The organism is Paramagnetospirillum caucaseum (genome assembly GCF_000342045.1).
Taxonomy (GTDB): Bacteria; Pseudomonadota; Alphaproteobacteria; order Rhodospirillales; family Magnetospirillaceae; genus Phaeospirillum; species Phaeospirillum caucaseum.
Genome location: NZ_AONQ01000005.1, coordinates 44995 through 60813, shown reverse-complemented (window position 1 = coordinate 60813; position 15819 = coordinate 44995). Strand labels below are relative to the sequence as shown.

Annotated in this window: 25 protein-coding genes; 12 read left to right on the top strand and 13 right to left on the bottom strand. The window is 66.6% G+C overall.

Annotated elements, in window-relative coordinates:
• Positions 1-2 precede the first annotated feature (2 nt).
• The 12 genes from H261_RS25330 to H261_RS25320 form a co-directional block, all read right to left on the bottom strand.
• Entirely contained in the window at positions 3-158 is a 156-nt protein-coding gene (locus H261_RS25330) for a hypothetical protein (RefSeq protein WP_161625001.1), read from the bottom strand.
• Complete coding sequence (locus tag H261_RS03330) at positions 155-1282, bottom strand: RNA-directed DNA polymerase (RefSeq protein WP_008614298.1); 1128 nt, start codon at positions 1280-1282, stop codon at positions 155-157. The genes H261_RS25330 and H261_RS03330 overlap by 4 nt, the downstream gene beginning before the upstream one ends.
• A 326-nt stretch (positions 1283-1608) precedes the next feature.
• Positions 1609-1962, bottom strand: a complete 354-nt coding sequence (locus tag H261_RS03325) for a four helix bundle protein (RefSeq protein ID WP_008614296.1) — start codon at positions 1960-1962, stop codon at positions 1609-1611.
• A gap of 59 nt (positions 1963-2021) precedes the next feature.
• The gene (locus H261_RS03320) at positions 2022-2558 is read right to left on the bottom strand and encodes an Lcl domain-containing protein (RefSeq protein ID WP_008614294.1); all 537 of its coding nucleotides are present in this window, start codon (positions 2556-2558) and stop codon (positions 2022-2024) included.
• On the bottom strand, positions 2551-2757 hold the full coding sequence (locus H261_RS03315; protein ID WP_008614293.1) for a hypothetical protein: 207 nt from the start codon (positions 2755-2757) through the stop codon (positions 2551-2553). Before H261_RS03315 ends, H261_RS03320 begins: the two co-directional genes overlap by 8 nt.
• A 2-nt stretch (positions 2758-2759) precedes the next feature.
• The gene (gene ssb, locus H261_RS03310; RefSeq protein ID WP_008614291.1) at positions 2760-3203 is read right to left on the bottom strand and encodes a single-stranded DNA-binding protein; all 444 of its coding nucleotides are present in this window, start codon (positions 3201-3203) and stop codon (positions 2760-2762) included.
• Between the two features lies 1 nt (position 3204).
• Positions 3205-3861 (bottom strand): HD domain-containing protein, encoded by a 657-nt coding sequence (locus H261_RS03305; protein WP_008614290.1) that lies wholly within the window; start codon positions 3859-3861, stop codon positions 3205-3207.
• 127 nt (positions 3862-3988) lie between these two features.
• A complete protein-coding gene (locus H261_RS03300) occupies positions 3989-4303 on the bottom strand; it encodes a DUF2312 domain-containing protein (RefSeq protein WP_008614289.1) in 315 nt (104 codons plus the stop codon).
• Positions 4304-4371: 68 nt separating this feature from the next.
• Positions 4372-4818 (bottom strand): Lcl C-terminal domain-containing protein, encoded by a 447-nt coding sequence (locus H261_RS03295; protein WP_008614288.1) that lies wholly within the window; start codon positions 4816-4818, stop codon positions 4372-4374.
• Between the two features lie 14 nt (positions 4819-4832).
• Entirely contained in the window at positions 4833-5132 is a 300-nt protein-coding gene (locus H261_RS03290; protein WP_008614287.1) for a hypothetical protein, read from the bottom strand.
• Between the two features lie 3 nt (positions 5133-5135).
• Positions 5136-5309 (bottom strand): hypothetical protein, encoded by a 174-nt coding sequence (locus tag H261_RS25325; protein ID WP_161625000.1) that lies wholly within the window; start codon positions 5307-5309, stop codon positions 5136-5138.
• An 864-nt stretch (positions 5310-6173) separates the two neighbouring features.
• Entirely contained in the window at positions 6174-6815 is a 642-nt protein-coding gene (locus H261_RS25320; RefSeq protein WP_161624999.1) for a S24 family peptidase, read from the bottom strand.
• Positions 6816-6827: 12 nt separating this feature from the next.
• Between H261_RS25320 and H261_RS25315 the strand changes: the two genes are divergently transcribed.
• On the top strand, positions 6828-7280 hold the full coding sequence (locus H261_RS25315) for a carph-isopro domain-containing protein (protein ID WP_161624998.1): 453 nt from the start codon (positions 6828-6830) through the stop codon (positions 7278-7280).
• 5 nt (positions 7281-7285) lie between these two features.
• Here the strand turns inward: H261_RS25315 and H261_RS25310 are convergent, their stop codons facing one another.
• Entirely contained in the window at positions 7286-7510 is a 225-nt protein-coding gene (locus H261_RS25310) for a hypothetical protein (RefSeq protein WP_161624997.1), read from the bottom strand.
• Here H261_RS25310 and H261_RS03275 point away from each other — a divergent pair.
• The 11 genes from H261_RS03275 to H261_RS03230 all read left to right on the top strand — a co-directional run bounded on the left by H261_RS03275 (position 7509) and on the right by H261_RS03230 (position 15816).
• Positions 7509-7952, top strand: a complete 444-nt coding sequence (locus H261_RS03275) for a phage regulatory CII family protein (protein ID WP_152426681.1) — start codon at positions 7509-7511, stop codon at positions 7950-7952. The two genes, H261_RS25310 and H261_RS03275, sit on opposite strands and share 2 nt — an antisense overlap.
• Complete coding sequence (locus H261_RS03270) at positions 7949-8515, top strand: hypothetical protein (RefSeq protein WP_008614281.1); 567 nt, start codon at positions 7949-7951, stop codon at positions 8513-8515. The genes H261_RS03275 and H261_RS03270 overlap by 4 nt, the downstream gene beginning before the upstream one ends.
• Positions 8516-8536: 21 nt before the next feature.
• Entirely contained in the window at positions 8537-8716 is a 180-nt protein-coding gene (locus H261_RS24710) for a hypothetical protein (protein ID WP_152426680.1), read from the top strand.
• A 1-nt stretch (position 8717) separates the two neighbouring features.
• A complete protein-coding gene (locus tag H261_RS03265) occupies positions 8718-10478 on the top strand; it encodes a DNA cytosine methyltransferase (protein ID WP_008614279.1) in 1761 nt (586 codons plus the stop codon).
• Positions 10475-10678: a hypothetical protein gene (locus H261_RS03260; protein WP_008614277.1), complete on the top strand. Its 204-nt coding sequence runs from the start codon at positions 10475-10477 to the stop codon at positions 10676-10678. The genes H261_RS03265 and H261_RS03260 overlap by 4 nt, the downstream gene beginning before the upstream one ends.
• Positions 10675-11256, top strand: a complete 582-nt coding sequence (locus tag H261_RS03255; protein WP_008614276.1) for a hypothetical protein — start codon at positions 10675-10677, stop codon at positions 11254-11256. The genes H261_RS03260 and H261_RS03255 overlap by 4 nt, the downstream gene beginning before the upstream one ends.
• 1 nt (position 11257) lies before the next feature.
• Positions 11258-12724 carry a replicative DNA helicase gene (locus tag H261_RS03250; protein ID WP_008614273.1) on the top strand — a complete coding sequence of 489 codons (1467 nt, stop codon included), beginning with the start codon at positions 11258-11260 and terminating at the stop codon, positions 12722-12724.
• Positions 12711-13682, top strand: coding sequence for a hypothetical protein (locus H261_RS23185; protein ID WP_008614272.1), 972 nt, complete (start codon positions 12711-12713; stop codon positions 13680-13682). Before H261_RS03250 ends, H261_RS23185 begins: the two co-directional genes overlap by 14 nt.
• Positions 13683-13684: 2 nt before the next feature.
• The gene (locus tag H261_RS03240; protein WP_008614270.1) at positions 13685-14263 is read left to right on the top strand and encodes a hypothetical protein; all 579 of its coding nucleotides are present in this window, start codon (positions 13685-13687) and stop codon (positions 14261-14263) included.
• Between the two features lie 75 nt (positions 14264-14338).
• Positions 14339-15064, top strand: coding sequence for a hypothetical protein (locus H261_RS03235; protein WP_052004131.1), 726 nt, complete (start codon positions 14339-14341; stop codon positions 15062-15064).
• Between the two features lie 170 nt (positions 15065-15234).
• On the top strand, positions 15235-15816 hold the full coding sequence (locus tag H261_RS03230) for a DUF1441 family protein (RefSeq protein WP_008614267.1): 582 nt from the start codon (positions 15235-15237) through the stop codon (positions 15814-15816).
• The last annotated feature ends 3 nt before the right edge of the window (positions 15817-15819 follow it).

The window sequence follows — 15819 nt, the reverse complement described above, 5'->3', positions numbered from 1 at the left end:
CCTCAGTAGGGCAGTGGTTCGTGGTACGGGCACCGTTCGGTCTGCAGATGCCCATCCAGGCAGACGTGGTCCCGGGCGGTGGAGTTGATGCAGTCGCGGCACTGCGGCGACGGCTCGGCCGGCAGGGCGGTGCCGGCGTGCTGTTCGGGCGCGGTCATGATGATGTCCTCGGTGTGTGGATGCGCCGGCCGCCCACCTTGGTCAGGTCGGCGGCTACCCAGTGGCGGCGCCGCAGAGCGATCCGGGCGAGTGCGATGATCTGGTTGCGGCTGCCGCCGTGGCGGAACAGGCCGAGATAGCTGTTGCAGGACGGCATGAAGTCCTCGGCCGGGATCTCCATCAGCCGGCGCAGGGCTGCGCGGTGGGTTCTGGGGCGGCCCTGGCGGCGGTGCGGGCGGATGACGTGGCCGACGAAATCGACGCCCTTGGCGACCGGCGCCACGAAGGTCTTGTGCTCGGCCAGCTTCAGGCCGATTCCGGCCAGGTGGTCCCGGATGGCATCGGCGGCGGCCAGCAGCGCCTTGGGCTCGGGGTGGATCATCACCATGTCGTCGACATAGCGGACGTAGTGGCGCATGCCGAGGCGGCGCTTGATCGTCTGATCCAAGCCGTCCAGGTAGACGTTGGCGAAGAATTGGCTGCTGAGGTTGCCGATGGGCAGGCCGATGCCGGGCGGGACCTGAAACAGGCTTTTGTGCGGCGGCACCAGGGCCAGGGTTCCGGCGCCGTCCTTGACGATGGCGCCCTGGCGCACGTCCTGGAACACCAGCTTGCGGCACAGATCGAGCATGGTGGGGTCGGTGATCCTCCGGGCCAGCATGGCGAACAGATCGGCGTGCCGGATCGATCCGAAGAAATTGGCGATGTCGGCTTTCAGATAGAAGGCCGGCTTGCTCCAGTTCTCGGTGGCCGAGCGTAGGTGGCGGTGCAGGCGCTCGGCGCCGTACAGCGTGCCGCGCCCCTTGATGCAGGCGCAGGAATCGGCGATGAACGCCGGCTCGAACAGCGGGTTGACGGCGCGGTAGACCAGGTGGTGGACGATGCGGTCGCGGAACTGGGCGGCCCACACCTCGCGCGGGCGGGGCCGGGTGATGGCGAAGACGGTCGCCGGTCCCGGCATCCAGGTGCCGGCCTGCAGCTCGGCCAGCAGGTCCATCAGGTTGTTTTCCAGCGCCATCTCGAATTCCAGGGCGGAGGCCGTGTTGCGCTTGTGGCGCCGGCAGTCGTAATAGGCCTCGAAAAGCTGGGACACGGTGATGTCTGACGGCTGTTGCGTGATCATGTGCGGACGGCTCGGACCCGGTTTCTGTTGTTCTTGTTGTTGTTCTGGTTGCCGTTGTTGAAGTTCTGCAGCCAGGCGTAGCCGGACCAAGTCCTGTCGGGGGTGTACAGGCCGGGCCGGCGATTGACCCGGACGCGCAGGCGTCCAATCCATCGGGCTGGCGGCCTTCGCCGCCGGGTCATCGACGCCGGCCGAGCTGCGCCGGGACGCGCGGGGGAGCACCCGCCGTATCCCATCGGCGCCTGGAGCGACCCCGTATGCATCGGGAGGGGCCGCTACCCCGACCAAATGATGCGCACGGGCGCGAAGGCCTTGACCTTCGGGCATCAGGCGCTCCTCGCGTATTTCAGCCATGCCGTCGCCTGCTTGCCGACGGCGGTCGTCAGTTCCACCGTGTCCCCGAATTGCTTGGGGGAGATCAGGTGAAGGTCCTTGGACAGGCGCAGCTGCAAGCGCAGCACCTCCAGGTGTTCGCGCATCCTCTCGATGTGCGGCGCCTTGGCGGGGCCGGTGACGCAGTTGGCGCGGAAGATCTCCACCGCCATCTGCTGGCCCTCGGTCAGGATCTCGCGGGCCAGAACCTGCCGGTAGTTGCGGGGATACTGTCCCGTCAGCTTCGCCAGAAGCTGGACCAGGGCGTATGTCTCGCGGTAGATGGGCAGTTCGGTGGCCAGCGCCATGCAAAACCTCCTCCAGGCATCACCCGGCCGCCGAAGCGGCCGGATAAAGGGTTAAAGGGCTAAAGAAGACATTTGCGGACGGCTCGGACCCGGTGTCTGTCGTACTTGGTGTAGTACTGGAGGCCGTAGCCGAAGTCCTGCAGCCAGGCGTAGCCGGGGCTGTCCTGGGTGCTGGTCCAGTGCCACGCCGCCTCGAAGGCCTCGGCGCCGCCCTCCTGGAACGCCTCGACCGCCGTCTGTGCGGGATTGCCGCCGGACAGCGGCATCAGGTTGCGCATCAGGGTCTGCATGTCGTCGAGGCTGCCCAGGTGCCAGTCGTCGTACCCGCCGATGCGCAGGGCGGCGCAGAAGGCGGCGGCCGGGTGGTCGGCGTCGGCGATGTCGCGGGTGTTGGCGAGGCCATCGACGAACGACAGCGCGCCGGGGCTGGCGGTCATGGTGGTCTTCCAGGCCAGGACGGTTTCGCCCTCGGCCTTGGGCGACACGATGATCCACGTGCCGTCGCGGGACACGCCGCCGAAGAAACCGCCGGCTATGGGGGTGCCGATGGCGGGAACGGGGATGGTGAGCCCGGGGTTGGGCGCGGTATCAGGCATGGTTGCTCTCCTCTGAGTTCGATTTCGCGGGACACCAGGGAGGTGTCGGAGTGCGGCGATCCCACCAGGCGGTGATGATCCGCCTTCCGGCTTCCCGGCAGCGGGCATAGGTGGCGAGATAGACCGGATCGGTGACCAGGGCATCGCAGCCCTGGCAGCTTTCGATCTGGATGGTGACGGTGGTGGGGCCGGTGGTCATTTTTAGAACGGGATTTCGTCGTCGAGGCCGGCGGGCGGCTCCCAGGATTGTCCGCCGTTGCTGCTGCCATTCCCCCCGCTCTGTTGGCCGCCCTCGGCCTTGCCCAGCAGGGTCAGGACGCCCTTGAAGCGACCGATCACCACCTCGGTGGTATACTTTTCCTGGCCCGCCTGGTCGGTCCACTTGCGAGTCTGGAGTGCGCCTTCAACATAGACGCTGGAGCCCTTGCGCAAGAATCGCTCGGCCACATCGGCCAGATTGGGATTGAAGATCACCACCCGGTGCCACTCGGTCTTTTCCTTGCGCTCGCCGGTGCTCCGGTCCTTCCAGGTTTCGGAGGTGGCGATGTTCAGATTGACGACCTTGTCGCCGTTCTGGGCGGTGCGAATCTCAGGATCGCGGCCCAGATTTCCGACGAGAATGACCTTGTTGACGCTACCGGCCATGTCAGTGCGCTCCGATGGTGGTGGTGGGGCGGTCGCCGGTCAGGACCTGAAAGCGCCTCCACCAGCGGTCGATGATTTCGACGAAGCGGGGCGGCCAGGGGGTCAGGCGCTCGGGCAGTGCTGCAGGAAGGTGCCCACCCCAGGGAAGGATGGGCTCGGCCATCAGGTCGCGTTTTTCGGTGGCGCAGGCGATGGCGTCGGCCTCGGCGACGATGGCGGCCAGGGTCGCCGGCAGGGGCCAGGGCAGGCCGGCGGCGGGATAAAGGGCGGCATCGATATGGGCTTGCAGCTGGCGGACCACGTCGGTGCCGGCCAGGCGGGCCAGCATGTCCTTGGTCGGCGTCGGAATATCGCGGGTGGCGAATTCGTGGGCGTCGTGGATGTGCCCGGCCAGGGCGGCGCGGCGAATCTGCTCGTCGCAGGTCAGGCGCTTTCGGGCCAGGCCCTCGGCGATGCGGCCGACAAGATCGCAATGCTGTGCCACGCTGAACACCAGATTGCGGGTTGCCCCGGCGAAGCGCGGTTCCTTGGCCAGACATTCGGCGATGTCTGGCCAGTGGACCGATTCCATCAGCGGCGAGTCCAGGCGGAACATGCCGCCCGACGCCTGTTGCAGAAACAGGGCTCCGGTGTTGGCAGGGGTGATCTGGGTGGTCATGGGTGATCCTTCGAAAAGCAGCGGCGTCGGCCGGGTTGCCCGTGATGGGCTTTGAGGGGGGGCGGTTTGCACCGTGGGTAGTCACTCCTACGGCAAGGTGCGTTGGCCCGGCCGACGCGGCATCCGGTCAGAGGTTGAGGGGCAATTGCTCGCCGATGGCGGCGGCATAGAGCGCGAGGAGTTGGGCTCCCTCTTCGCGGGCTTGCGGGTCGATGCGCCGCAAGGCGATCAGGCGCTTGATGATCTTGGTGTCGAATCCCTGGGACTTGCACTGGGCGTAGACGTCCTTCAGGTCGCCCTCCAAGGCCTTCTTTTCCTCATGCAGCCGTTCGATGCGCTCGATGAAGGACCGCAGCGCCTCGGCGGCGATGCCGCCGATCCGGGTGGTCTGTTGCTCGTCGTCGCCGCTGTTGTGCCCGGCTCCGGGCTTGTCCGTAGTCATTGCCGTCTCGTCCTCGTTTCCTCTGACATCAGCCCCAGCCGCCGAAGCGGCTGGGAAAGGGGTGAGAGTTAAAGGGGATGTTTGCGGACGGCTCGGACCCGGTCCCTGAGGCCCTTGCTGCTGGACTGGCAGCCGTAGCCGAAGTACTGCAGCCAGGCGTAGCCGGGTTCGCCGTCAACCTCGGCGGCGGTCCAGTACCACGATCGCTCAAGGGCCTGCTCTCCACCCTCGCGGAAGGCTTCCGGCGTCTGGCTGCCGGTCGGCAGCAGCTTTTCCGCCATGGCCAGGGCATCGCGGCGGCTGGGAAGCTGCCAGTCCTCGTGGCCGCCGGCGCGGCAGGCCGCGGCCAGCTTCTGGGCCTGCTTCCAGGTCTTGCCGCCCGCGTCTTCCGACTTCGGCGCCACCACCAGGGCGTAGGTCTGGCCGTTGTTGGTGACGGTATCGACGAAGTAACCGCCGCCAAACGGCGCGCCGATGGCGGGAAGACGGCGCTCGGGGCTCTCGATGTTGCTCATGGTGTCCTCGGTGGTCAGGAATTGGGGCCGGCGGCGTGCGCCGCGTGGGTGCAGCCGGGAATGGGTGTCCAGGTCTGGACGGCGCTGGGAATGCGGCGGCCCTTGGCCAGGCCGGTGGCGAAGGCATGGGCCAGCTCGGCCTCGTCCTCGGCCTCGAAGGGGTTGACCGCCAGTTCGGCGGGCATGGCGGATTCGCGCAGCGCGATGCCGGCCCAGCGGGCGCAGATGGCGGCCGACAGGGTGGCGCCGCTCTGCCACAAGGCGCGGGCGGTGGCGATGCGGTCGGCCACGGTGACGGGCTGGGTGGCGGTCATGGCTTAGGCCTTCCACTCGATGGCTTGCCAAAGCGGCTTCTTGCCGCGGCTGAGGCTGACCTTGCTGACCCGACTGTTCATCTTTCGGATCAGGCGCAGCGCACCGGCCTTGGTGGTGGCGTGGCCGGCCACGTAGCCGAGGTGGACGACGGGGTAGCGTTTGGTGATGGTCTTCATGCTGCTCTCCCTTCCTGCCTCCCAGGTGCCCGCCACCGGGGTCGGATCGGCGGCGGGCGCGGTGGGGAGGACCGCAGCACCGTGGGGTGCGTGGGAGGCACAATACGAAACATATCGTTCGAGGTCAATATTATTTGTATCGCGCATATCGTCGAGAGAAATGTGACCATCCATCGCGAAGAACTTAGATTGGTGGTGCTATGGATTTTTCGGGGCAATGGCCATTGGGGGGCTTGTGATGGCGGTGATCGTGGCAATGGTCGCGTTCAGCCGGGGGTGCGTCCCGCTTGGTTGGGCGGTTATCTTCTCCTTGACCTTGATCGGATGTGGATCAGTTTCGACGTCCAATTTGGGACGAGATGAACTGGTCATTCGCTACGAGAACGGAGCCGTGGCGACACCATCGCTCCAAGAGGCGGAACTGCGGCAGGAAGCCATGCAGTCCTGTCCGCTAGGCTTCTCTCGGGTGTCGGAATCTCCAGCCCATGACGCCAAATGGGGCGGATGGGTCTGGATCATTCGCTGTAACTGAACGTGTTGCAACCCGAGGGTGGGGAATAAGGTCAGACTGATCACCCCAGCCACCGCCAGATCCCCAGAAGATTGATGGCGGTAAAAGCAGCATTGAGGGCGCCTAGTGGGCGGTCGCCCACAATTGCTGCGGCAGCCATCCCGCTCGATGAGGAAATCAGGAAGAGGACGAATCCCCAGCCGCTGGAGGGGATGTTCAGGGCGACCAGCAGAGCCCCGGCGATTCCGGCGCCGGTGCCGAGCCATTTGACGTGGTAGAGCGTGATTAAGAATTATGTCCAGAACCAAAAATCTTCGACCACTCGAGCGCCAAAGATGATCTGGTAGAGAATATCATTCGTGAGCCACTCCAACGATCTTGTGGACGCTCACCACTTCCTGTCCTTCCCATACCAATTTTTTGTCCGGGTTAAACTGGCGTACGATCAGCTTTCCGCCGCTCTTATGATGGTCTGACACCAACACCTTGACATAGGCCAGCGGCGGGGAATGCTCGTCTCTCGCCCTGATCTGGACGACAACATTGTCGCCCGGCCTGGCCGGCTTGTGCGGGTGGACGTGAAGCAGCCATCCGGGCTCATATCGAGGCGACATGGATTCGCCTGAGACATAGACGCCATACGGGTTCTTTGTCCCCGCCAGAGCCGGCGGCATTTCGACGTAATCGAGGACGGAGCCATTCATCTCGAACGCGCCATCATCACCGCCCTGAGCTAAGCCGTAGACCGGCAGAGTGCGGGGCATTTGCGCCTGGGTTGGGATTGGAATGGCGCGCGCCACGAAGCCGTCATCATGGGGAGGGGGCACGTAGACTGAAGGGAGCTCTTCCTGTCCTTTAGCCTGCATTATCGAGGCTGGCGCAGAGCCATCCCCATACAGTATCCATGATGCAGATACCCCAAATATCTTCGCGTAACGGCCAGCAACATCCGGCCGGACCCCGTTATCGCCCGATTCGTGCTTTCGATAGGTCACTGCCTCGATTCCATGCGCACGCGCAAAGTCGGCAGCACTTCCATACCCGGCCTTGATCCTCAGATGGCGGAGTCTGTTTCCTGGCGTATCCATGCAACACATCGTATCGGCTCCGGCAATACAAATCATATTGACCTCGCGCGATATGCTTCGTATCGTATCGCCATGAAAACCTTTGCCGACATCATCGCCCTGTGGGGCACCGCCACCGCCCTCGCCGCCGACATCGGGGAAACCGGGCTCAATGTCCGTGCCTGGCGCAATCGCAACAGCATCCCCGCCAGCCGTTGGCTTGACGTGGTTGCCGCTGCTGAGCGACGAGGATTCGAGGGGGTGACCCTCAGCCTTTTTGCACACTTGGCCGCCCGCCCCGCCCCCGATTCCTCCCTGCCTGGGGCGGTCAACTCCCCGGATGGGTGCCGTCATGGCGCCGCCGGGGCCTCTTCTTCCGAAGGTGTTCCATGAGCGCCTCATCCCTCCGTCCACCGTTGCGCCGCCCGCCACACCTGCGCCCTCACATGCGGGTGCGGGTGCGCGGCCAGTCTCCGCAGGGCCGGGAACAGATCCCGGTCCACCGCGTGGTTCCATCCCTCCCGCTCGGGATGGCCGAGGGGCGGCGGTTCGGCCAACAGGGCCTGAATGTCGTCAATCCGTTTCATCAACAGATGATGATGCTTACCAATGGGGGAAACCATGACCGTTGATCCCGGCCCGGACAGCGACGTGGCGCGGCTGCGCGCCGCCGCCGCCTTCGCCCAGCATGTGGGCGACCATATGCCGCTGTCCCGCGAGATGGTGGTGGCGGCCACCGGCTTCGAGCCGCGCACCGTCAAGGCCCATGCCCTGGGCCAGACCACGCCGACCCTGTCGGCCTTCCTGGCCTATTGCCGGGTGCTGCCGGTGACCTATGCCCAGCAGGTGCTGGCCCTGGCCGGGCTGACCGGATTCCGGCGGCAGGACGGGGACACGGCACCGGCCGCCGCCCTGGCCGAGATGGCCGAGGGGGTGGCGGCCCTGGCCGAGGCGCTGGCCGATGGCCGCATCGATCACACCGAGCGGCCGAAGGTGATCCGGGAACTGCGCGAGGCCATCGGGGCCGCCGAGGCGCTGATCGCCCGGCTGGAGTCCCAGCCATGAACGCCCTGGTTCCCCTGGCCCGCGTCAAGATGACCGAGGCCCAGCGGCGGGCGGTGGAGAGCTATCGCCTGCTGGAGCGGAAGCTGGGGCGGGTCCCCAGCCAGACCGAGGCGGTGTCCCGGCTGGTGATCGATCTGGGCGGGCGGCGTCATGGCGTCTCCGTGGTGCTCGCCTCGCTGCGGCGCATGGGGGTCATCCGCCCCGACGGCACTTTGGCCGAGACGGTGGCGGGCGTGGACGTCCTGTCGGCGGCCACTCCGGTCGTGCCCGCCGAAGTGCCGGTCGCGGTGCTCGACCATGCCGCCCCGGGATGGTGCCATCCCCAGGCGGGAGAGCCGGTGGTGGCGGGAAACCCCATTTCCCGCGCCCTGATGGTGCTGCTGCCGCGCGGCGAGCCGGGGCGGCGGGGCTATGTCCTCGACGGCCGCCCTTGCGGCGCCGCCGATCTGGTGCGCGCCGCCAATTCGGTGCTGGCCGAGCGGTCTTTGCCGCTGATCGCCTATCCGGGGGTGGCGGTGCCGCCCCAGGGGGCGGCGCATGGTGGCGGCCCGGCCCGGCGCTGACGCTTACAAAAGGGGGACATCATGGACACATTGTCATGGCTGATGGATGCGGTTGGCCTGATCGCCCTGGTGCTGGCGATTCTCGGCATGGCCGCCGCCCTGTTCGTGGTTGGCGCCCTGGTCTGGTGGCTGCGGCGGGGCGATCGCGTCAATGACGAGATCGGCGTCGGCCTGCCCAACCCGTTCGGGGGGCTCGACTGACATGTCCATCCTGTTTCCCGCCCCCGCCGTCCCGTCCCGATCCGGCGAGATCATCGTGGTCGGCTTCGCCGGTGGCGGTGGCTCGTGCGAAGGAATCCGCGAGGCCCTGGGGCGCTCGCCCGAGGAAGCGCTCAACCACGACCCCGAGGCGGTGGCCATGCACATGGCCAACCACCCGGAGACCCGCCACTGGTGCCAGAACATCTGGCAGGCCGACCCGTCCGAGGTCGCCGCCGGACGACCCATCGGCGCGGCGTGGTTTTCACCCGACTGCAAACATTTTTCCAAGGCCAAGGGCGGCAAGCCGCGTGAGAAGAATATCCGCGATCTGGCCTGGGTGGTGGTGGGCTATGCCCGGCTGCCTCGCCACATCCGGCCCCGGGTGATCTTCCTGGAGAACGTCGAGGAGTTCCAGACCTGGGGGCCGTTGCTGGAGGATGGCACGCCGTGCCCTGATCGGCGCGGCGAGACCTTCGCCAAGTGGGTGGGGGACCTGAAGCGCCGGGGCTATCGCGTCCAGTGGCGCGAACTGCGGGCCTGCGACTATGGCGCGCCGACCATCCGCAAGCGGCTGTTCCTGATCGCGCGCTGCGACGGCGAGCCCATCGTCTGGCCGGAACCGACCCACGGGCCGGGCCGCCCGCAGCGCTGGCGCAGCGCCGCCGACATCATCGACTGGTCCTTGCATTGTCCGTCCATCTTCGAGCGCGCCCGTCCGCTGGCTGATGCCACCTGCCGGCGGGTGGCCACCGGCGCCATGCGCTACGTGGTCAATGCGGCCAAGCCGTTCATCGTGCGCATCGGCCATACCGGGCACGGTGATTCCGGCAAGGTGCGGGACGTGAGTGATCCGTTGTCCACCATCTGCACCAAGGCCGAGCACCTGCTGGTCTCGCCGGTGCTGACCGGCTGCGGCGGCCGCGCTGCCCAGTCGCCGCCCCGCCCCGCCGACAAGCCCATGGGCACCGTCACGGCCAAGGCCGACCGGGTACTTGTCGCGGCGCATCTCACCCGGTTCCAGGGCAGGAGCGTTGGCGCGGAATGCGATGCGCCGGCTCCGACCTTGGTGGGCGTGGATAAGGTCGGACTTGTCGCCGCCACCCTGGTGCAGACCGGATATGGTGAGCGTGAGGGGCAGGCGCCCAGGGCTCTGGATATCGAAAGGCCGCTGGGAACCGTAGTTGCCGGCGGCGGCAAGCATGCCCTTGTCGCCGCCTTCCTGGCCAAGCACTATGGCGGCGTGGTCGGCCACGGCGTGGAGCAGCCCATCGGCACGGTGACCACCGCTGATCATCATTCCGTGGTCGCGGCCCACCTGACCCACTTCTATTCCTCGGCCGCCGATGGCGGGAACGGCGATCTGGATGACCCGATCAAGACGGTGACCGCCAGCGGCCAGCATGCCGGATTGGTGGCGGCCTTCCTGACCAAGTATTACGGTGCCGCCGAGCATGGGCAGGAGTGCGGCGAGCCGCTGCACACCGTCACCGCCCTGCCGCGCTTCGGTCTGGTCACCGTCATGGTGGAGGGCGAGCCCTTCGTCCTGTCCGATCTCGGCCTGCGCATGCTGACGCCCCGCGAGCTGTTCCGCGCCCAGGGCTTCCCCGACAGCTACATCATCGACCTCGAGCACAACGGTAAGCCGCTGTCCAAGCGCGCCCAGGTCCGCATGGCCGGCAACAGCGTCTGCCCGCCCATGGCCGCCGCCCTGGTCGGCGCCAATGTTCCCGAGATGGCCCTGCGGCGCGAGGCGGCGGAATGAACGGCCGCTCGGAAGCCATCATCGCCATGGCGCGGCGGATCGCCGCCGAGGGTGGAGACGGGTCGGATGCCGTCGTCATCGAGGTGCTGGCGCGCCTGGTGGCGGTTTCCGCCCATGGGGTGTCGGCCGGGTTCCTGCGCCTGCCCCCGGGGCGGGCGGTGGAAGTCAATCCGCGTCAGCCGAGGAGTCTGGAGGAATGAGCGCGCGGCTCCCGGCTGATGCGGTCTCGGCGGCCTATGTCCGGGGGATCATCCCGTCCAAGGATCGGGAAAAGGATGATTTCTATCCGACCCCTCCCATCGGCACCCGTGCGCTGCTGGGGGTGGAATCCTTCACCGGCACAATCTGGGAGCCAGCCTGTGGAGACGGCGCCATTTCCAAGGTGCTGGTGGAGTCTGGCCATCATGTGATCAGCACCGACCTGATCGACCGGGGCTATGGAAGGGGGGGGGTGGACTTCCTTCTCGATTTCCAGACTCGCGCCGACAACGTCATCACCAATCCCCCCTTCAAGCATGCCGAGGCCTTCGCCCGCCATGCCCTGGCCCGGACCACCGGCAAGGTGGCGATGCTGTGCCGTCTGGCGTGGCTGGAGGGCAAGGCCAGGAAGGCGATGTTCGAGGCGACGCCGCTGTCGGCGGTGTGGGTCTTTTCCAAGCGGCTGCCCATGCAGCGGGGCCGCCTGGTCGAGGATGGCGAATTCGGCGGCATGATCGCCTTCGCCTGGTTTGTCTGGGATCATTCCCACCAGGGGCCGCCGGCGCTGGGGTGGCTGTGACATGACCCACCAGCCCCCGCCCGACTGGTCTCCGGCCGATACCGCCTTTCGCGCGCCCCCTCACAATTACGAGGCCGAGCAGGCGCTGCTGGGCGCCGTGATGCTCCGGGGTCCCGCCCTGGACGAGGTGGCTGAGATCGTCACGGCCGAGCACTTCGCCGATCCCGCCCATGGACGGATCTTCGCCGCCATGCTGGCGCTGGCGGAGCGGGGGGCGAAGCCCAGTCCGGTGACGCTGCAATCCTATTTCGAGCGCGATGTCGCCCTGGCCGAGATCGGCGGCGTCCGCTATCTGGCCCTGCTGGCCGATTGCGTGGTCAGTACCGCCAACGTGGTGGATTATGCCCGTCTGGTCCGCGACATGGCCGACCGCCGCGCCCTGATCGTCGCCTGCCAGGGTGCGGTGGGCGAGGCCTATGATCCGCGCGTCGATCTGCCGGCGCGGGCCATTGTCGAGCAGCTGGAGGCGGCCTTGACCGAGATGGCGGCCGATGCCGCCCTGGGCGTGGGGCCGCAACCCATCGGCGGGTCCGCCCTGGCGGCGGTATCGCGTATCGATTCCATCCGGCGCGGCGACCGCAAGGCCCTGGGCCTACCCACCGGGCTGGCGCCGCTGGACCGCATGATCGGCGGGTTGAAGCCCGGCCTGCTGTATGTGGGCGCCGGGCGGCCCAGCATGGGCAAGAGCGTGCTGGCCGAGAACATCGCCCGCCATGTGGGCGGCCTGCCCGACGGCCCCGATGTGCCGAGGGGGCGGGTGGCGATGTTCGCCCTGGAAATGACCGGGCAGGACGTCTCCGACCGCTCGCTGGCGGCGGAAACCGGGGTGCCGCTGTCCGCCATCCTGCAAGGTGACCCCACCGACTGGCAGTTCGAGAAACTGGCGGTGGCGGCGGGGGAAATGGGCAATCTGCGCCTCGACATCGACGATACCCCGGCCCTGACCGCCCAGGCCATCCGGGCGCGAGCCCGGCGCATCAAGCGCAAGCATGGATTGCGGCTGGTGGTGGTCGACCATCTCCACCGCATGGGCCGGGCCGGACTCAACGAGACGGCGGAGATCACCGCCATCACCGGCGCGCTCAAGGACATGGCCAAGGAACTGCACGTCCCGGTGCTGCTGATGGCCCAGCTCAACCGCGACCTGGAAAAACGGGAAGACAAGCGGCCGATGATGAGCGATCTCCGGCAGTCGGGCTCCATCGAGCAGGATGCCGACGTGGTGCTGCTGCTCTATCGCGAGCAGTACTACCTGGAGCGGGCCGAGCCGGCGAAGCGCCCGGACGAAACCCAGGAGAAGTTCAACGACCGCCATGCCCGCTGGTCGGAGCGCTGCGAGGAGGTGATGGGCACCGGCGACGTGATCGTCGCCAAGCAGCGCCAGGGCAAGATCGGCGTGGTGCGTCTGGGCTTCAATGGCGATTTCTGCAAGTTCTTCGACCTGGAGGCGGCCAATGCCGCCCGGTAAGCCGATGAAGTTCTATCCGTCCGAATGGCGGGCGGATCAGGGGCTGCGCGTCTGCTCGCTGGCGGCGCGCGGCCTCTGGATCGAATGCATGGTCATCATGCATGAGGCCGATCCATACGGCCATCTGGTTGTCAACGGACATCCCGTGACGGACATCCAACTTGCGACCCTGACCGGTACCGACCCGAGTACAGTCCAGCTATTGCTGCGCGAACTGGAAACGGCCGGTGTCTACGCGGTGAGCCGCAACAAGGTGATCTACTCGCGGAGCATGACCCGTGACGAGAGACGGCGGCGCGATGGAGAAAAGGCGCAGAAAACGGGTGCGAAACTGCCGAATTCGAGGAGGTCACAACACGTTGAAAACAATGGTAAAAATTCGCCACCCCCGGAGGTGGTAGGGGGGGTGGTCATCGATTCACCCCCCGGGGTGGTCGAGCCTTTAGCGACGGCCCTTCTCTCCCCCCCTTTGCCCCCCCTCTTTCCCCCTGCACCCCCTTTCTCCCCCCCTATAATCCCCCCCATCTCATCCCAGGCGCCCGCGCTCGGAAGCGTTGGAACCGTGGTCGAGGCGGTGTGGGCGATGTCCGGGGTTGACCCGGGACCGAAGCGGGTCAGGGGGTACATCGATGATTTCGGCAAGGCCAGGGAATGGCTGGAGGCTGGGTATGGCGCCGACGAGATCATCGCCGCCGCGAGGTCGGTACTGACATCGCGCAAGGTCAATGACCCGTGGTCCTATCTCGGCAAGCTGATGCCGGACCTGATCGCCGCCGTGCGGGCGGAAGCATCCAGGGGCTCGGCAGGGGGTGATGGTTGTGGCGGGGTGCCTTGGGATCAGCGGCTTTCCCGCTTCAAGGACAGTGGATTCTGGCTGGATTCGTGGGGGCCGAAGCCCGGTCAGGCCGGATGCCTGGTGCCGGTCGAAATCCTGCGTAAACACGGCTTCGGGGGGTGAGGATGACGCGGACGCTGATCGATATCGAAGACCTTCTGGTCTGGGCCTACAAGCATCAGGCGGTGGACGAGGCCCGGGGGCATGTCGCCGGGCCGGGCGTGGCGCTGATGCGCTGGGACGTGGCCGTTGACCCTTGCGCAGCGGTGGATGACGTCCATCCCGACGCCTGGACCGTCCACGCGCACGTGCGCATGCTGTCGCGGGTCCAGGCCGGGCTGGTCATCGCGTCGGCCAAGACCGCCACCCGTCCAGACTGGATGCCCGGCGCCAAGGTGGTGATGGCTCAGGTGCTCAATGGGCGGGGCGGCCCGGCCAAACTCTACGACGACAACCGCAATGTGGTCGGACACCGGGTGCGGGTGGCGCTGGAACTGGCCGACGGCGCGGTGCTGGTCGGGCTGGGGGCTGCGGAGCTTGAACAGGCCAGGGCGATGTATTCCGCATGGCGGGCGGCCCTGGTGTCGCTGGCCGATGCCCTGTCGAAGCCTGCTCTCATGGAGGGTTACGACGTTGTTTTTCCATGCGCTTTGTCGGAGCCTTGGAAAATGGGTTTGACGGGGAGCATTACGAAGCGCTATTGACCTTGACTGTGAAGACTTCAACTGCGCCCGCCGGGAACACCACCCGAGCGGGCGTTGTCATTTCCGGGGTGTGACATGGCTGCGCTGGTCACCGTTAGGGTGGACGAGTCCGCCTTTCGCGCCGCCATGGATGATATCGGGCAACGGCAGGTGCCGTATGCCACCGCCACCGCGCTCACCGCCACCGCCTATCGCGGCATGGCCGCCACCGTCAAGGAGATGGAGCGGGTCTTTGATCGACCTACCCGCTATACCCTCAACAGCCTGCGGGTCAGCGGTGCCAACAAGACCGCGCTGGTCGCCACCGTCGAATTCCGCGACTTCGCGGGCAAGGGGACGCCCGCCGCCAAGTACATCAAGCCCCAGGTGGAGGGCGGCCCGCGCGGGGCAAAAAAGTTCGAGGGCAAGTTGATGCATGCGGGCTTCCTGGGGGTTGGGCACCATCTCGTGCCAACCAAGGCCGCCCCTCTCGATCAGTATGGCAATCCGTCCCGTGGGCAATATGCCCGCATCCTCTCGGCTCTCGGCGCTCAGACCACCAAGTCGGACAACAGCGGCGCCAAGAAGGTTCGTGATCTCGGCTATTTCTGGGGTAATCCCCACGGGATGGGCGCAGGTATCTGGCAACGGTTCCGCTTCGGCCATGGCTGGGCTCTCAAGCCCATGTTCCTCGATGTCAGGACTCCGGCCTACCGCAAGCGCCTGCCCTTCGCCGAGGTGCAGGGTCGGGTCGTGCAATCCTACTTCCCCGAAGAGTTCGCCGCCGCCGTCCAGCGGATCGCCGCGAAGTTCGGGGGCTGACGTCCTCCTCCAAACCGATCCCCCGGGGATAGGCCTCATTCAGGCCTTTGGGTCCTCCCGAAAACCCCCAGCCAGCGGGTAGTTCGAACCGCTGGGCTTGGCGGTTTTCTCGACTTCAAAACCCTTCTTGTTGTTGTTTTTGTTGTTGTTTCAACACGTTAGGCTCTCGCATGACTTCGCATGCCGCCGAGATCAGGAACCTGGAGGAGACGGCGAAGTTCTTCGGCATTTCCGTGCCCACCCTGAAAAGCTGGGTGGATCGGGGCTGTCCGGTGGTCAAGCGGGGGGGGAACGGAGTCGCCTGGGAGTTCGAGCTTCACGCCGCCGCGGAATGGTTGCGGGGTGAGAGGAAGCGGGAGGAAGACGACGCCGTTTTCTCCGCCGAGCGCGACAGCCAGCTGAAGTTTGACCTGCTGGGCCAGGATACCTTGCCAGATCCCTATGGCGGCGGTTCGGCGTCGATGACGGCCAAGGCCCGCGCCGAGGCCCTGCGCGCCGAGTTGGACAAGGTCAAGCTGGCGCAGATGCGCCGCGAACTGGTGCGGGCCGATGACGTGCGCGACGACCTGTCGCAGGTCATGGCCCTGGTGCGTGACCGGCTGCGGACGCTGCCCGATGATCTCGGCCGCCGCTATGGCCTGGATGGCGACCAGGTGGAGGATTGCGTCGAGATGGTGGACGACCTGCTGAATAGCCTGGCCGATTCCATCGACGGCCTGACCTCGCTGAAATCAGACCGGGACGACGAGTAAGAG

Coding starts and splice junctions, on each gene's coding strand:
- H261_RS25330 (WP_161625001.1), bottom strand. CDS start 158: ATGACCGCGCCCGAACAGCACGCCGGCACCGCCCTGCCGGCCGAGCCG.
- H261_RS03330 (WP_008614298.1), bottom strand. CDS start 1,282: ATGATCACGCAACAGCCGTCAGACATCACCGTGTCCCAGCTTTTCGAG.
- H261_RS03325 (WP_008614296.1), bottom strand. CDS start 1,962: ATGGCGCTGGCCACCGAACTGCCCATCTACCGCGAGACATACGCCCTG.
- H261_RS03320 (WP_008614294.1), bottom strand. CDS start 2,558: ATGCCTGATACCGCGCCCAACCCCGGGCTCACCATCCCCGTTCCCGCC.
- H261_RS03315 (WP_008614293.1), bottom strand. CDS start 2,757: ATGACCACCGGCCCCACCACCGTCACCATCCAGATCGAAAGCTGCCAG.
- ssb (WP_008614291.1), bottom strand. CDS start 3,203: ATGGCCGGTAGCGTCAACAAGGTCATTCTCGTCGGAAATCTGGGCCGC.
- H261_RS03305 (WP_008614290.1), bottom strand. CDS start 3,861: ATGACCACCCAGATCACCCCTGCCAACACCGGAGCCCTGTTTCTGCAA.
- H261_RS03300 (WP_008614289.1), bottom strand. CDS start 4,303: ATGACTACGGACAAGCCCGGAGCCGGGCACAACAGCGGCGACGACGAG.
- H261_RS03295 (WP_008614288.1), bottom strand. CDS start 4,818: ATGAGCAACATCGAGAGCCCCGAGCGCCGTCTTCCCGCCATCGGCGCG.
- H261_RS03290 (WP_008614287.1), bottom strand. CDS start 5,132: ATGACCGCCACCCAGCCCGTCACCGTGGCCGACCGCATCGCCACCGCC.
- H261_RS25325 (WP_161625000.1), bottom strand. CDS start 5,309: ATGAAGACCATCACCAAACGCTACCCCGTCGTCCACCTCGGCTACGTG.
- H261_RS25315 (WP_161624998.1), top strand. CDS start 6,828: ATGCGCACGCGCAAAGTCGGCAGCACTTCCATACCCGGCCTTGATCCT.
- H261_RS03275 (WP_152426681.1), top strand. CDS start 7,509: ATGACCGTTGATCCCGGCCCGGACAGCGACGTGGCGCGGCTGCGCGCC.
- H261_RS25310 (WP_161624997.1), bottom strand. CDS start 7,510: ATGGTTTCCCCCATTGGTAAGCATCATCATCTGTTGATGAAACGGATT.
- H261_RS03270 (WP_008614281.1), top strand. CDS start 7,949: ATGAACGCCCTGGTTCCCCTGGCCCGCGTCAAGATGACCGAGGCCCAG.
- H261_RS24710 (WP_152426680.1), top strand. CDS start 8,537: ATGGACACATTGTCATGGCTGATGGATGCGGTTGGCCTGATCGCCCTG.
- H261_RS03265 (WP_008614279.1), top strand. CDS start 8,718: ATGTCCATCCTGTTTCCCGCCCCCGCCGTCCCGTCCCGATCCGGCGAG.
- H261_RS03260 (WP_008614277.1), top strand. CDS start 10,475: ATGAACGGCCGCTCGGAAGCCATCATCGCCATGGCGCGGCGGATCGCC.
- H261_RS03255 (WP_008614276.1), top strand. CDS start 10,675: ATGAGCGCGCGGCTCCCGGCTGATGCGGTCTCGGCGGCCTATGTCCGG.
- H261_RS03250 (WP_008614273.1), top strand. CDS start 11,258: ATGACCCACCAGCCCCCGCCCGACTGGTCTCCGGCCGATACCGCCTTT.
- H261_RS23185 (WP_008614272.1), top strand. CDS start 12,711: ATGCCGCCCGGTAAGCCGATGAAGTTCTATCCGTCCGAATGGCGGGCG.
- H261_RS03240 (WP_008614270.1), top strand. CDS start 13,685: ATGACGCGGACGCTGATCGATATCGAAGACCTTCTGGTCTGGGCCTAC.
- H261_RS03235 (WP_052004131.1), top strand. CDS start 14,339: ATGGCTGCGCTGGTCACCGTTAGGGTGGACGAGTCCGCCTTTCGCGCC.
- H261_RS03230 (WP_008614267.1), top strand. CDS start 15,235: ATGACTTCGCATGCCGCCGAGATCAGGAACCTGGAGGAGACGGCGAAG.